Source organism: Paenibacillus sp. FSL H7-0357 (genome assembly GCF_000758525.1).
GTDB lineage: Bacteria > Bacillota > Bacilli > Paenibacillales > Paenibacillaceae > Paenibacillus_AQ.
This window is the reverse complement of the sequence record NZ_CP009241.1, coordinates 2,405,398-2,419,546: the sequence shown is the minus strand read 5'-3', so window position 1 is coordinate 2,419,546 and position 14,149 is coordinate 2,405,398. Positions and strand designations below refer to the sequence as shown.

Below are 14,149 nucleotides of genomic sequence, written 5' to 3'. Positions count from 1 at the left end.
TTTATATTATTGAGGTCAGAGATCCTCTGTAACTGTACCGTCTGCCGCTACGACAGCATTAAACGACAGCTTGTTCATTCGCTTGATGGTCTCCTGATTATAGGCGTTGCCCATAAAATTCGGCTGTCCGCCCATAATCTTAACCGGCGTAATTTTGCCGGTTACGCCGCTATCGCTGATTGTAAAGTTGACCAGCATCGAATGCAGGGTCTTCTCTCCGCCGCGCGTAGAACGGTTGAACACAAAATTACCCAGCGAATAGTAGATCGGCTTGTGCTTGTAATATTCGATCCCCATCAGGTTGTGGCTGTGCGCGCCAAGGATAATATCCGCGCCGCAGTCGATCATTTGCTTGGCCAGCGTCCGGGCGTAGTCCTCCGGATAGTCCTTGAACTCCTGGTTCCAATGGATATACACAATGGTATAATCGTTGTCCTTAGCCGACTTCTTAATCGCACCCATCAGCGGCTCCGCAGTGTAGGCTGAAGCAGCTCCGGGATTGTTTTTCCCGGCATACCAGGAGGTGCCGGATAACACGCGGCTTGTGCCCAGCACAGCTATGCTTTTACCTTTGACAGTCTTAATATACGGTTTGAAGGCTTCTTCAATATTGTTGCCTGCACCCGTATGGCCAATCTTGTGCCGGTCCAGATGCACCAACGTATCCAGCATGGCATTCTGCCCGTAATCGAGGATATGATTGTTGGCCACGGTCACGCCATCAATTCCCGCATAGCTGAGTCCACCCAGTGTTTCCGGCTTGGAGCGGAAGGCAAAGGTCTTCTCGGCCGCCTTCCCTCTAACCGATACCGGCGTCTCCAGATTCGCAAACGCAAGATCCGCTTTCTGCAGGACCGGCGCCACTTTGGTGAATGGAAAATGAACCCCGTATTTTGCAATCTGCTCGCCCACAAAACCGTCCAGCAGAATATCTCCGGCAAAAGCAAGTGTGATGTTCTCCTGCCCCGCTGCCCCTTTGCTAAATACAGCAGACGAGGGAACAAGCAGGCACAATATAACTGTAATGATTGCCAATCTTTTCAATACTCTAGCCCCTTTTTATAAGATATTGTTCTACTATACTGAAAGCAGATTCTTAAAAGAAGGGTATAAAGTCCTGCTAGTTTTGCGCTTTTTTGAGCACAGCTCTGAAACAATTCAGTCCGCCCCACAAATCCGTTCGCACAGCATCCTCAGGAAGATTGAAATCCGTCTCCCCCCAATACTGGAATCCGGACTGCAGCAGCACGTCGTTCATCAGCGGCAGATTGACTGTAGGATAATCAAAGGTCAGTACCAGCAGGCCCTCTCCGTTCAGCGTTCTGTGGAACTCCTGCACCGCACGCACAGAATCCTCCAGCGACAGATGCTCCAGTACCGAGATGCAAAAAATCGTATCAAAGCTCTCATCGGCATACGGCAGCTTGGTGAGATCGGCCTGGGCCAGATGAAGACTTGTTGTCCGTCTCGCCCCTGCCTGCCGCGCCGCTTCGGCTCCGATATCATCGGCAATGTTCTGGAGGATCGCTTCCCTTGACAGGATACGGGCATCAAGATCACAGGCATAGACCTCGTCGCTGAATCCGGCGAGATAGAACTTCAGCGGATGGGAAATGCCGCAAGCGGCATCCAGCACCACATCATGGGGCGAAATAAAGTTTGTACACCACTCGTATTCATAAGGGCGGCTCCACCAGGATTCCGGCAGATCGTAAATCAGCTTCTCACGGCGTGCATCGGAATTTACAAAAAAACGGGAGACATACGGATGTGTCGGCATGGCCAGGACTCCTTTTAAGGGAATTTCGGTAGTGAGAGTATATTCAAGATTCCCAGTTTCATGCCACGCCCTCACATCAGTACGTAGAAGCAACAAAATTCCCCACAAAAAGACGGTGATCCTTATTAGGAATCACCGTCTTTTGAGCTTATGTGCAGCCTATGAGCTTAAGCTTAAACGTAATAAGAAAGCAGCTTGGGATCGATGCCATGTTTGCCGATCAGGTTGTCCAGCATCTTCGACCATTCCTGGTCCATCAAGCACAGCTTAGGATGACGCTCAAACCACGCCACCGACAGCTTCACTCCTTCTGCGAATGGAACCGTAGCCTCGTAATCCGGCACAAGCCGTTTGATTTTACTGTTGTCGAACACACTGCTTACCGCCTGGTCCCCGATCAGGCCATCCGCCGTGCCCGCCGGTGTATGGGCTGCGATGAAATCCGTGGAGATATGCACAACCTTCGGCTCTCTGCCTGCAGCCTCTCCAATGGCAGCATAAATCTGATTCCAGCTCAGCACTTCATCAGAAGTGATATGGATAGCCTCTCCAATGGCTTCAGCATGTCCCAGCAGGCCGACAACCCCTTTGGCAAAATCGGTATTGTGGGTCAGCGTCCAAAGTGAGGTTCCATCCCCATGAATCACGAGGGGCTGGCCTTTGCGGATGCGCTCTACCAGTGACCAGGGATGCTGCCAGCTCGTCAAAACTGCAGGAATTGCTGTAACGCCATAAGTATGCGACGGACGGACAATTGTAACCGGGAAGCCGTTGCTGCGATGGGCTTCCAGCAGCAGTTCCTCACAGGCGATTTTATCGCGTGAATACTGCCAGTATGGATTGACAAGCGGCGTCTCTTCTGTGATCCGGTAATGCCGCTGCGGCTTCTGGTAAGCCGATGCCGAGCTGATAAAGATATATTGCTTCGTCTTGCCGGTGAACAGATCAATGTCGAGCTGCACCTGCTCAGGAGTGAACGCGATCCAGTCTACCACAACATCAAATTCATACCCCTTCAGCACTTCACGGGCTTCCGCCCCCTTGCGGATATCTCCCTGGATCACCTTCGCACCTTCCGGCACGAATTCGCCCCGCTCTCCGCGATTAAACAGATACAGCTCTATCCCGCGCTGAACAGCCAGTCTGGAGACGGCCTCGCTGATTAATCCTGTCCCTCCGATAAATAATACCTTCATCTCTTTCTGCTCCTCTCTTTAGCCCAGAATCTCTTCAATCTTGGTCACAATATCCCCGGAGAGCTCTATGCCTGAGGCCAGAACATTCTCCTCAACCTGCTCCGGACGGCTTGCACCGACCAGCGCGCTTGCCACATTAGGCTGACGCAGAATCCAGGCCAGCGCCAAATTGCCGACAGAAATGTCCAGTTCAGCCGCAACACCCTCAAGCTGACGCACTTTGGCAATTTTCTCTTCCGTTATCCCTTTACGCATCCAGTCCAGCTTAGCTGCCCGGCTGTCCTCAGGAATATCAGAGACGGAGCTGTACTTACCCGTCAGCAGACCTTGGGCCAGCGGGGAAAAGACAACTTGTCCGATTCCTTTACGCTGGCCGAGCGGAATGATCTCTTTCTCAATATAACGTTCGAACATATTATAAATAGGCTGGTTAACAACGATATGATCCAGAAGGTAACGGTCGGCGACCGCGAGCGCTTCCGCCATTTGCGCTGCCGTCCATTCACTTACACCCACATAGAGCACCTTGCCCTGACGGACCAGATCATCCAGTGTCCGCAGTGTTTCTTCAATAGGAGTTTCCGGATCATAGCGATGGCAGTACATAATGTCCACATATTCGGCCCCAAGCCGTTTCAGACTGGCATGGCACTGCTCGGTAATATGCTTGCGGGACAATCCGCGGTCATTAGGCCCCTCCCCCATAACGCCGAAAACCTTGGTCGCCAGAACATAGGACTCGCGGGGAAATCCGCGTAAAGTTTCGCCCAGCACTTTCTCCGCCGCTCCTTTTTCATATACATTGGCCGTATCAAAAAAATTAACACCCAATCCGTAAGCGGTTTCAATGGCTTTAACGGCATTCTCACGTTCCACGTAACCGCCGTAAGTCAGCCAGCTTCCCAAGCTGATTTCACTGACCTTAAGCCCTGTTCCACCCAATCTGCGATACTTCATATCACACTGCTCCTCTCCATAGATCCGGCTCTAATGGCTCCGGTTGTTTTGTACACAACTTTTATTTTAGATCAGTTCACCTGTAAATTCCATCCTATTTGAATAAAATAGAAATCGTATGGTAAAATTTAAAGGTCTATTTTACCAATATACGGCAATAAAATGATAGGAAGTGGAGACCAGATGGTTATGACAGAAAAAGAAAAATCACATTTAGGTTTATTGTACGATGCAAATTATGACAAGGAATTGATCGAAGAACGTTTATACGCTAAGGGAATGTGTTATGAATACAACCGGCTGCATCCGGCAAATACCGAAGGTAGAGAAGAAATCATCAGAAAACTTCTGGGAAGCACAGCAGAGCGGTTCCTGGTCGAACAGCCTTTTGTCTGCGACTATGGCTATAATATTGAGATCGGAGAAAATTTCTATATCAACCACAACAGTGTAATGCTAGATGGGGCGAAGATTACCTTCGGCGACAATGTATTCGTAGCGCCCAACTGCGGATTTTATACTGCAGGGCACGCACTTGACGTGGAACAGCGCAATCAAGGGCTGGAAGTTGCCTTTCCGATTGCAGTAGGAAACAACGTCTGGATTGGCGGCGGCGTAAGCGTCCTGCCGGGCGTGACCATCGGTGACAACACGGTCATCGGCGCCGGGAGTGTCGTAACCAAGGACATTCCCTCCGGTGTGCTGGCAGCCGGCAATCCCTGCCGGGTCATCCGTGAAATTACGGAAGCAGACCGGGATAAATACCGGCGGGAATAGCCGTCTGAGTCCATTGGATATTGTGATCTTAAGAAAGCAGCCCTGGTGAGGGCTGCTTTTTTCTTTGGCTTGCTGGACAATTGCAAAAACTCAGGGTATATTATTTACAATACTTTTAATAACCAATATCGAAAGTGTCGAAGGTATGGAGGATGCACCCAATGAATCAGATCGCCAACAATTCTATGCGCGTTAAAAGGATAAATCAGGAGCTGATCAAGGAAGCCTTAAAAGCGATGAAGCAAGGCACAAAGGCTGCGGTAGCCAGCGTTACAGGGTTAAGTATAGCGACCTGCGGAAACATCCTCAATGAGCTGGTAGAAACCGGCGAGGTTATTGAGACCGAACTGGAAGCTTCCAGCGGAGGACGTCCGGCAAGGCGTTTCCTGTACAATGCTGATTTCTCCTATATCGCCTGCATCTATGCCAAAACGGAGGACGGCTCGTTATCCTTAACTTTTGCGGTAACAAATTCAACCGGTGAACTTGTGGAACAAGGTCTGCTGGAACCCGAGCTTATTGACGCGGCAAGCTTTGATCATCTGGTCGCAACGCTCACACAGAAATATAACAATATTAAGGCCGTTGGCATCGGTATTCCGGGTCTTGTTCATCAAGGTGTTATTAATATTTGTGATATCCATTCGTTAATCAATGTTCCGCTGGAATCACTGCTTAAGGAGAAGTACAACGTCGAGGTCACTGTTGAAAATGATATGAATCTCACCGCCTACGGATTCTATAACAAGCAGTCCTATGATGAAGACAAAACCATCGTGGTGCTGACCTTTATCCGCGGCAGCTTTCCGGGCTCGGGGATTATAATCGACGGACATATTCACAAGGGAAATACCCGGTTTGCTGGCGAAGTTTCTTTTTTGCCCTTTGGAATTTCCCGGGAAGAGCAGTTCATCCGCTTAGGTGGAGATGATACCTTTCTCCCTTTGGCCGTGCATGCTGTAGCTTCATTGACCGCGGTTATTAATCCGAAGACCATTGCACTTACGGGAGAGCAATTCAGACAAGAAGATGTGCAGCACATTCTGGAAAGCTGTCTGGAGATCATCCCCGCAGAACATATGCCTCAGCTTATCCTGCTGGATGATCCTGATGATGATTACATGAACGGCCTTATTGCCATCACACTCGAAAGCATGACGTACTCTTTACAGCTTATAGAGAAACGCCGGTAATTCTGGCGGCAATCTTGCAGTAAAGATAATAAAGAACACTTCAGGAGGCCGAAATCATGGCGACAAACAAAGAAAACATGCTAGCGGGCAAGCTATACCTTGCCGGAGGCGGGGAATTAGCCCGAGACCATAAGAAATCCAGAATGCTCACCCGTTTGTTCAACAACAGTACGGAAGAACAGTTAGGATATAGAGTGGAATTGCTCAAGGAATTATTCTGTTCTACAGGGGAATCCTTGTATATTGAACCCCCTTTCCGCTGCGATTATGGCTGCAACATCACAATCGGCAATAACTTTTATGCAAATTATGACTGCATCATCATTGACGTGGCACCCGTAACCATCGGCAGCAATGTGTTATTGGGTCCAAGGGTAGGTGTATATACTGCCGGCCACCCCATTGATGCAGAGGTCCGCAATACCATGCTCGAATTTGGCAAACCGATTACTATTGGAAACAACGTGTGGGTCGGCGCAAACACAGTAATAAATCCCGGTGTCAACATCGGCAACAATGTGATCATCGGTTCCGGGGCCGTAGTCACCAAGGATATTCCCGATAATGTTATTGCTGTGGGCAACCCCTGCAAAGTGCTTAGATCTATTACTGAAGAAGACAAACAGCATTGGGAAACTCTCAAAGACGAATATTACAGAGACATTGAGATTGATCAATAAGCAGCATCAGAATCCGCCGTTTTGGCGGATTTTTTTAAAATATAAGATTTTATTTCCCGCTGAAACGGATACCGTCCTTTTGAGGACGGCGAAGCCGTTTCCACTTGTAGTACGTCTAGTAATTTCTGCTCAAATTTAAAAGATTAATAGTTTCGAAAAACCACTTGCTTTAAAAAAGTAATATGCTATAATAAACGCATAGAAGTTATTAGAAACTATAACTAAGAAATCACTCAGGAGGTAATTCAAATGACAAAGTTAAACATCGGTATTATACTCGGCAGCACTCGTCAAGGACGGGTAAGTCCGCAAGTAGGTGAATGGGTAAAAGGAATCGCAGACGCACGCGGAGATGCCAACTATGAAATCGTGGACATTGCTGATTTCAAATTGCCGCTGCTTGGTGAAAGTGATAATTACGCACCCGCTCAGGCTTGGGGAGCAAAGCTTGCCACACTCGACGGATTCGTATTTATTGCCCAGGAATATAATCACAGCCTTACGGGAGCACTTAAGAATGCACTGGATTCTGCCCGTGATGAATGGAACAATAAAGCTGCAGGTATCGTAAGTTATGGTTCTGCAGGCGGTGTACGCGCCGCTGAACACTTGCGTGGAATTCTCGGTGAACTGCAGGTTGCGGATGTCCGGGTACACCCGCTGTTGTCCTTGTTCACAGACTTCGAGAACGGTACAGTCTTCAAACCGGCTGATCTGCATACCGCAAATGTAAACGCGATGCTTGATCAAGTGCTGGCCTGGAGCGGAGCGCTAAAGACATTGCGTCAATAATAGAGGAACGGTATTTCGGGCCACTTCACACTGTGAAGTGGCTTTTTTGCGTTACTCCCTTTCCCCTCTCTTCATCTCCTGATGCCCAGCGCTAAAGCTTTAAAAGATCATGAGCCTTGGACCGCCCTCCGGCCAACCGGACGATTAGCGACGCTGCTGCCAAAAATACAGCTACACCCGCAAGAATAATAAAAAAAGAGTGGTCAAGGGCAGTACGGCCTGCCTCTTTCAATGCTTCTGCAGCCTGAGGAGGCAAGCCCTCTGCAACCAGCAGTGCTTCATCCAGACTGTCCTTCACAATCGCAGGCACCTTAAGGCCCGAAGGAATTTTCATCGACAGGGAATACACAAGCGCCGACATACTTCCGATGATAGCTATACCCGATGCTCCCCCCATCTCATATGCAACCTCTTCAATGGACGCAGCCATCCCTGCTTTATGTGAAGGGGCATAGTTCATAATCGAATGAGAGGCAGCTGTCATACCTGCTCCCAATCCGGCACCCAATAAAGCCAGTCCAACAATTTGCCCGGCAATCCCTGCATTAAACTGCGTTAAATAGATGGCCATCCCCAGACTGGCAATCAGCAGAGAGAGGCTCTTCAACCGGATAACATCAAAACGGTGCATTACAGCCCCCGTTATCGGGCCGGCAATTAAAGCTGCAGCCGGGATGCTTATCGTGAACAACCCTGCTTGGAGCGGTGTCAGACCTTCCACCAATTGAAGACGCTGGGTCACAATATATTGAATCCCCATTTGTGCAAATGCACCAACCAGGGCAGTGATAAAACCAGTGGAGAATCTTGTGATTTTGAATAAAGAAAGATCAATTAGCGGACTGCTGCTGTTGTTCTGGCGGCGGATAAAGATGATCAGTGCCAGGGCACCGGCAACGGCCCCCATTATGGCGAATGTTATGGACCCGTCACGCCGCGCAAATTCTTTAATTGAGTAGATAAGTCCCACCATAGCGATCATGATCTGGATCGAACCGATGAGGTCCCATTTCTTATCTTTATTGCCAGCATGTTGCGGAACATACATCACTGTTAAGGCCAAGGCAATGATCGCAATTGGCAGGTTAATCAGAAACACGGAACCCCACCAGAAATGTTCCAGCAAAAGCCCGCCGACAATCGGACCAAGCCCTGCACCGCCTGAGGAAATGGAGCCCCAAATGCCGATCGCAAGTGCACGTTCACGATCATCCGTAAAGGTAACTCTGATAATGGACAATGTTGCAGGCATCATCATGGATGCTCCAACTGCAAGAAGAACCCGGGCTGCAACCAATACTAGAGGGACGGGGGAAAAGGCTGCAGTAAGTGAAGCAACAGAAAATACGAGCAACCCGAGGGTGAAGATTTTTTTATAACCCAAACGGTCCCCAAGTGTCCCCATCGCCGGAAGCAAACCCGCCATAACAAGAGAGTAACCATTGAGAATCCATAATTTTTCTGACGCAGACGCACCGAGATCATGCGTTAAGCTGGGCAATGCAGTATACAGGATGGTCATATCCATCACAATAAGCAAAAGTGCGCTTGATACGATAGCCAGAATCATCCAACGTTTGAACTTAGACATGTTGTTCCTCCAATAATACAAAGTATATTTTACATTTCAAACGTTAAACTATAGGGTAACCCTATAGTCAAGCGTTGAATTTCAGGATAAAATATTAAGCTATATAGATTGAACTTGAGAATTACATTTAGGGAAAAGTGGCGGAGGGGAATTTTGGAACTGGAGGAGCGATAGCGTCCGCCTGAAAGCTTTCCGTAGGAAAGCTCTCTTCGGAAGCATGGGCAAGGTTTGGATTTCTACCGCGATTCGCGGTTAAATTCAGGAAATCCAAACCTAACAGCGGCCGGAAGTCCAAACATTCTCTGGAGTCACGGCCATTCCCAGAATAGAAGAATTATAAGTTCAATTTATATAACACATCTAGAATCGGATGGAGGAACTGCATATGACGGAAAATCACAATCAATACCTTACTACCAGCGAATTTGCCAAAACTTGCGGAGTCACCAAACATACCCTGTTTCATTATGATGAAATCGGGCTTTTAAAACCGGAATATACCAACTCAAAGGGCTACCGTTATTATTCCATTCCGCAATCTTACACGCTTGATATTATAAATGTGCTGAAAAAGGCAGGGAGTTCACTTCAGGAAATCAAGGGGTTCATGCAAAATCAGAACACACCATTGCTCCTAGAGCTGCTCAAACAGAAGCTGGATGTCCTGGAAGTCGAGCGGAATAAAATTAAAAGGATGCAAAGCCTATTGAAAGGTGCTATTGAAATGACGGAGCAAGCTCAGGGGGAGGTAGACGATGGGCCGTCGATAGAGGAATGTGAAGAGGAATATTTCATTGCCATACAATTACAACAGGGCGATGGTGACAAGGAGTTTGCTCACAAATTAAGCGAACACCGGGAATATTGCGAGAGTCATTTTATTGATTGCGAGTTCCCGATTTGGACCATTTTAGGCAAGGACCGCCTGGAGTCGGGAGATTATTATGCGGATTATATTGCCAATAGGCTCAAGACCCCGATTCCGGGGGAGCGGATGATCATCAAACCCAAAGGACGCTATGTCATCATGAATCATAGAGGATCGTATGAAACAATGCCCGTAACGTACTCAATTATAAACAAATATATAAGTAGCAAAGGAATGGCTATCTCCGGGAGTGCTTACTCAGTGGATCTCCTCAACTATTTGGCAGAAAAAAATCCGGACAACTATGTTATACAAATATCAGTTGAAGTTTCAGACTGCTAACCTGCACCGGAACAGAAAGCGGAGAATTCCTGGGAATCCTCCGCTTTGGTTAGATAGGATCATGACCTTGTGATCTGCGTTGTCGGAATAATGCTATATGCATATCTATAATCATATTGTAATGGAGCAGCTGTTGCCTTACCCAATGAAACGCGAATCGGCATCTCATAGAGTTGCCTTAACGGCTCCTGTTCTCTTCCTCTTATAGCGGATGCTTCCTTCTCAGCGGATGGTTGTGCTGAAGGCCCATCACAAACTGTTACATGCAATCCGATTTGACCATCTTCTGTAATTGAAACTGCCTGTGACATCTGTTCAACCGACTTCGGATCTATCGCTTTATTGATCTTTATGTCGTTTTCAAAATATTTCTCGATTTTATCTGCAATCCATTTCGCATATTCAGGATCTTTATCCATCTTTTCCTGTGTGGCAGGATGTATAAAAACTACGTGAAGACCTTTTTGAATTTTTTCAAGATCACGTTGCACCCATGGTTCATAGCCTGTCGCAGTCTGGGTGGTTGGTTTCCAGGTTTTTAAGGCCTCAGCATCTATATGATCTTCAAAAATCTTTGAATCAGGAAAGTCCAGCCTGTTCCAATACGTAAATTGAGACGAATCCAACACATGATATTTTAAGTCAGGGTAGGTCTCTTGCAGACTCTGCTTCGCACTGATAAATGTATTTGTTTTTCCCACTTTTTGTTCAACGCCATTTAATAGGTTCTTGAAATCAGACACATTTGCTTTGCTATTGTAGAGATTATTATTGGTAATAAGCGGTCTGAAAGAATTCAATGCCGCAACTCCCTGCATACCCATCACTCATCCTCCTCATTTTGAATAGGATACCATTTTTTTCAAAACCATGCTGTTAATTTTTGCAGACATCAGGCAACCCATTGACGAACCTAATAAAACCATGATTCAAACAGGCTGTTGACGGGCCTATAGATCAGCATGACCAGAAGGAGCGGGCTTGGTACTTTGATTCTGTACAAGAAGCAGACAGTCGCACCAAGGCCCATGATCCAGAGTACGCCCCAGACCAGCAAATCCCGGGTCCTGCTTCCCTGCTTTAGCAAGGGCACATCGACGGCTATACAGACAGCCGCAATAACCAGAAATAACAGCAGCAGCATTTCGCTCACTCCTTGACATCATCAATAAAAGATTTGTCCGTAACACCGATCCGGTTAATCGACATGGTGACTTTGTAATGGACAGGCAGCGATTTCAGGTAATTGTCCCCCTTTGTCTGCTTCAGCCTGGCCCAAGCTTTAGGATTGGCACGGTAGATCAACTGTCCAAAGCCCATGACATCCACATTGTAGCGCTCGTTAATATGCTTGACGGCAGTTTCCATCCGCAGGATTATCCGCTCTTCCGATTTCCTTTCAAGTTGTCTAATCACGCTCTCCGCCTCCAGGTTATCCTTGCTCTGGACTTCTTGCACATTGCCCTCCGCCTTTACATGAATATAAATATGCGGTTCGCCGCCGACCATCTTCATTTTCCGTTTAGTGGTTGTCCGTATCGCTTCAATAACAATAGGCCGGCCGTCGTCCCCTATTACAATACCTGAGGTTTTGACAACGTTATCGGTGATGTAATTGTAGCCGATTGTCTCTTTATCACTTAACCACCCGACCATCTTGTCTTTCTTGAATACAGCTAAGCTACGGTATTGTAAACTGGCTTTAGGTACGCTCTGTTCCAGATTGCTCATCTTGTCGCCTTCGCTGGCATTGCCAACCACCTCAACTCCGGTCAACACCGGGTTAATTCCTTCATACAGCAGATCATCAACAAACCTGTTAAGGGGTACCGCAGCAGTTTTGGCTGATATCTTGTAGGATTTGTCCAGGGAACTAAACAATTTATTCGCCGGTATTTTATCAAGCGGGGTGAGAACCTTCAGCATTTCTTCCGCTGTGGTCCCTTTCGCGACCATGACATAGTAATCATTCCGCGGCTCCCGGCTCCGCTTCAGTACATCAAGTATCTCAGCGATACCGGTCCGTGCTAGCTCCTCTCCGATCACCAGTACGCGGATATGCCCTTTGTAGGCGGTTCTCGAACTGATGAGATTGTATTGCCGGTCCGATTCATAGAACGTGGGCACTGTGAAGCTGGATACAACCACTGGTACCCCGCCGCCGCTCGTTCCTCCTGCTGTCTGCGAAGAAATCGAAGAAGGAATAACCACCTGCATCGTGACCCTGTAGCCGGATTCCGCCTTATCCAGTCCCATTCCCAGCACAAAGGCTAATTCATTTAATTCCTTTCTTTCCCAGCAACCGCTAAGCAGCAGGGGAATGAGAAGGGCAAGCAGCAGCCGAGGAAGGACTTTACTTTTTATTGGGCTCATAAATCGGTTCCTTCCCCATGGAAGTGTCTTGGCGGTTTAAATTCTGTACTTTCAAGTTAGCCGGCCTTGTCTTTAAAAGCGGCCAAGGAAAGCGGAAGATCGAATCCTTCAGATCTTTCGATTCGTATGGAGCGATTGGACTCATATAAGGCATGCCGAATGAACGAAGGCTTGCCAAATGCAGCACAATCAAAAACACGCCAAACAATATCCCGTACAACCCTATAAAACCAGCCAGCACGATAAATACAAAACGAATCATTCTTGCGGCAATGGCCATGCCCGACTCCGGTATGACAAAGCTGGAAATGGCCGTAATGGATACAATAATAACCATCGCCGATGAGATAAAACCCGCCGCAACGGCTGCCTGGCCAATGACCAGCGTACCGACGATTGAGATGGCCTGCCCTATATTCTTCGGTATTCTCACACCCGCTTCCCGGAGAATCTCATACGTTAATTCCATAAGCAGCGCCTCTACGAAAGCCGGAACCGGGACGCTCTCCCGTTGTGCGGCAAGGCTTATGACCAGACTGGTAGGGATCATCTCCTGATGATACGTAGTAACCGCCACGTAAAAAGAGGGGGCAAGCATCGTAATAAAAAAAGAAAGAAAGCGAACAAACCGCAGCAAGGTGGCAATATCGGACCGCTGATAATAATCTTCGGCAGATTGGAAAAAGGAGACAAAAAAGCAAGGCACCAGCAGGACAAACGGCGTTCCGTCCACAAGAATCGCCACTTTTCCTTCCAGAATTCCCGCCGCGATGGTATCCGGCCGATCACTGTTATAGATTGTCGGGAAAGGCGTGGCAGTCTTATCCTGAATAAATTCCTCGATATATCCGCTCTCCAGAATGCTGTCTGTATCTATTTGGTCCAGCCGGCGCTTTACCTCCAGCACCAGGTCAGGGCTTGCGAGATTAGTGAGATACATAATGGACACGCTGGTCTGCGTCACCTTGCCGATCTGGAACGTTTCGAGCCACAGGTGACTGTCTTTTATTTTTCTTCGGATCAATGACGTGTTCGTTCTCATATTCTCTGTGAACGCCTCCATCGGCCCCCTCACAACCGATTGCGAGCTGGGTTCACTTACATTCCGGTCATCCCACCCGGGAAGCCCGATCCGCAGGGCACTCGGTATTCCGTCCACCAGCACCATCACATTGCCGGACATTAGCTGATACGCAAATTGTCTCAGATCATCAGTAACAGATAGATCTCCTGCGATTAGGATACGTTTCTGCAGAAGCTCAAACTTCTGCCCGGCATCAAGATCCCGCAGGAGCTCAGGGGCACAGCCTTCCTGAAGGGAAAAAAGAATAGAGTTATGCAGCACCTGCGTGTCTACAAGACCATCTATATAGATCACCGCAATTTGCGTACATGGATCCAGCTGCAATTCTTTGATTATCAGATCGGTGCTTTTCCCGAGCAATTGGGATAGCTGCTTCTGATTATCCTCTAGCCGGTGTGACAATGGGCTCCTAAGGACATCCTCCATAACGTAACCTCCGTTTTTCGTGAACAAACTGTCCTTAGTATGATGCGGAATTTGATAATTATCCCGATTCCACCTCTATTTTGTTTAGGG

The 14,149-nt window shown here is 47.9% G+C and carries 14 protein-coding genes; 5 read left to right on the top strand and 9 right to left on the bottom strand.

Annotated elements, in window-relative coordinates; all coding sequences use genetic code 11:
* Window positions 1–15: 15 nt before the first annotated feature.
* The 4 genes from H70357_RS10390 to H70357_RS10375 all read right to left on the bottom strand — a co-directional run bounded on the left by H70357_RS10390 (window position 16) and on the right by H70357_RS10375 (window position 3,933).
* On the bottom strand, window positions 16–1,044 hold the full coding sequence (locus H70357_RS10390; RefSeq protein ID WP_038588760.1) for a CapA family protein: 1,029 nt from the start codon (window positions 1,042–1,044) through the stop codon (window positions 16–18).
* 76 nt (window positions 1,045–1,120) lie between these two features.
* Window positions 1,121–1,780 (bottom strand): class I SAM-dependent methyltransferase, encoded by a 660-nt coding sequence (locus H70357_RS10385; RefSeq protein ID WP_038588757.1) that lies wholly within the window; start codon window positions 1,778–1,780, stop codon window positions 1,121–1,123.
* 173 nt (window positions 1,781–1,953) lie between these two features.
* Window positions 1,954–2,976, bottom strand: coding sequence for an SDR family oxidoreductase (locus H70357_RS10380; protein WP_038588754.1), 1,023 nt, complete (start codon window positions 2,974–2,976; stop codon window positions 1,954–1,956).
* An 18-nt stretch (window positions 2,977–2,994) separates the two neighbouring features.
* The gene (locus tag H70357_RS10375) at window positions 2,995–3,933 is read right to left on the bottom strand and encodes an aldo/keto reductase family protein (RefSeq protein ID WP_038588751.1); all 939 of its coding nucleotides are present in this window, start codon (window positions 3,931–3,933) and stop codon (window positions 2,995–2,997) included.
* 189 nt (window positions 3,934–4,122) lie between these two features.
* On the opposite strand from H70357_RS10375, the gene H70357_RS10370 reads away from it, so the two are divergent.
* From H70357_RS10370 to H70357_RS10355, 4 genes are all read left to right on the top strand, one after another.
* Window positions 4,123–4,710, top strand: a complete 588-nt coding sequence (locus tag H70357_RS10370; RefSeq protein WP_038599187.1) for a sugar O-acetyltransferase — start codon at window positions 4,123–4,125, stop codon at window positions 4,708–4,710.
* A gap of 161 nt (window positions 4,711–4,871) precedes the next feature.
* Window positions 4,872–5,903, top strand: a complete 1,032-nt coding sequence (locus tag H70357_RS10365; protein ID WP_038588748.1) for an ROK family protein — start codon at window positions 4,872–4,874, stop codon at window positions 5,901–5,903.
* A gap of 56 nt (window positions 5,904–5,959) precedes the next feature.
* Window positions 5,960–6,583, top strand: coding sequence for a sugar O-acetyltransferase (locus tag H70357_RS10360; RefSeq protein ID WP_038588745.1), 624 nt, complete (start codon window positions 5,960–5,962; stop codon window positions 6,581–6,583).
* 249 nt (window positions 6,584–6,832) lie between these two features.
* Window positions 6,833–7,375, top strand: a complete 543-nt coding sequence (locus H70357_RS10355) for an NADPH-dependent FMN reductase (RefSeq protein WP_038588742.1) — start codon at window positions 6,833–6,835, stop codon at window positions 7,373–7,375.
* Window positions 7,376–7,466: 91 nt separating this feature from the next.
* On the opposite strand, the gene H70357_RS10350 is transcribed toward H70357_RS10355, so the two are convergent.
* Window positions 7,467–8,966, bottom strand: coding sequence for an MFS transporter (locus H70357_RS10350; protein ID WP_038588739.1), 1,500 nt, complete (start codon window positions 8,964–8,966; stop codon window positions 7,467–7,469).
* Between the two features lie 385 nt (window positions 8,967–9,351).
* Here H70357_RS10350 and H70357_RS10345 point away from each other — a divergent pair, with 385 nt between their 5' ends.
* Window positions 9,352–10,176 (top strand): MerR family transcriptional regulator, encoded by an 825-nt coding sequence (locus tag H70357_RS10345; RefSeq protein WP_038588736.1) that lies wholly within the window; start codon window positions 9,352–9,354, stop codon window positions 10,174–10,176.
* 59 nt (window positions 10,177–10,235) lie between these two features.
* Here the strand turns inward: H70357_RS10345 and H70357_RS10340 are convergent, their stop codons facing one another.
* From H70357_RS10340 to H70357_RS10325, 4 genes are all read right to left on the bottom strand, one after another.
* Window positions 10,236–11,000, bottom strand: a complete 765-nt coding sequence (locus H70357_RS10340) for a hypothetical protein (RefSeq protein ID WP_038588733.1) — start codon at window positions 10,998–11,000, stop codon at window positions 10,236–10,238.
* A gap of 89 nt (window positions 11,001–11,089) precedes the next feature.
* Window positions 11,090–11,320 carry a hypothetical protein gene (locus H70357_RS10335; RefSeq protein ID WP_038588730.1) on the bottom strand — a complete coding sequence of 77 codons (231 nt, stop codon included), beginning with the start codon at window positions 11,318–11,320 and terminating at the stop codon, window positions 11,090–11,092.
* Window positions 11,321–11,325: 5 nt separating this feature from the next.
* A complete protein-coding gene (locus H70357_RS10330) occupies window positions 11,326–12,549 on the bottom strand; it encodes a Ger(x)C family spore germination protein (RefSeq protein ID WP_038588727.1) in 1,224 nt (407 codons plus the stop codon).
* Window positions 12,530–14,059 carry a spore germination protein gene (locus H70357_RS10325; RefSeq protein WP_038588725.1) on the bottom strand — a complete coding sequence of 510 codons (1,530 nt, stop codon included), beginning with the start codon at window positions 14,057–14,059 and terminating at the stop codon, window positions 12,530–12,532. Before H70357_RS10325 ends, H70357_RS10330 begins: the two co-directional genes overlap by 20 nt.
* Window positions 14,060–14,149: the final 90 nt, after the last annotated feature.

Excerpts from the sequence above, each read along its gene's own strand:
- H70357_RS10345 (WP_038588736.1), top strand. The coding sequence starts at position 9,352 with ATGACGGAAAATCACAATCAATACCTTACTACCAGCGAATTTGCCAAA.
- H70357_RS10340 (WP_038588733.1), bottom strand. The coding sequence starts at position 11,000 with ATGGGTATGCAGGGAGTTGCGGCATTGAATTCTTTCAGACCGCTTATT.
- H70357_RS10355 (WP_038588742.1), top strand. The coding sequence starts at position 6,833 with ATGACAAAGTTAAACATCGGTATTATACTCGGCAGCACTCGTCAAGGA.
- H70357_RS10360 (WP_038588745.1), top strand. The coding sequence starts at position 5,960 with ATGGCGACAAACAAAGAAAACATGCTAGCGGGCAAGCTATACCTTGCC.
- H70357_RS10350 (WP_038588739.1), bottom strand. The coding sequence starts at position 8,966 with ATGTCTAAGTTCAAACGTTGGATGATTCTGGCTATCGTATCAAGCGCA.
- H70357_RS10375 (WP_038588751.1), bottom strand. The coding sequence starts at position 3,933 with ATGAAGTATCGCAGATTGGGTGGAACAGGGCTTAAGGTCAGTGAAATC.
- H70357_RS10365 (WP_038588748.1), top strand. The coding sequence starts at position 4,872 with ATGAATCAGATCGCCAACAATTCTATGCGCGTTAAAAGGATAAATCAG.
- H70357_RS10370 (WP_038599187.1), top strand. The coding sequence starts at position 4,123 with ATGACAGAAAAAGAAAAATCACATTTAGGTTTATTGTACGATGCAAAT.
- H70357_RS10385 (WP_038588757.1), bottom strand. The coding sequence starts at position 1,780 with ATGCCGACACATCCGTATGTCTCCCGTTTTTTTGTAAATTCCGATGCA.
- H70357_RS10335 (WP_038588730.1), bottom strand. The coding sequence starts at position 11,320 with ATGCTGCTGCTGTTATTTCTGGTTATTGCGGCTGTCTGTATAGCCGTC.
- H70357_RS10330 (WP_038588727.1), bottom strand. The coding sequence starts at position 12,549 with ATGAGCCCAATAAAAAGTAAAGTCCTTCCTCGGCTGCTGCTTGCCCTT.
- H70357_RS10380 (WP_038588754.1), bottom strand. The coding sequence starts at position 2,976 with ATGAAGGTATTATTTATCGGAGGGACAGGATTAATCAGCGAGGCCGTC.
- H70357_RS10325 (WP_038588725.1), bottom strand. The coding sequence starts at position 14,059 with ATGGAGGATGTCCTTAGGAGCCCATTGTCACACCGGCTAGAGGATAAT.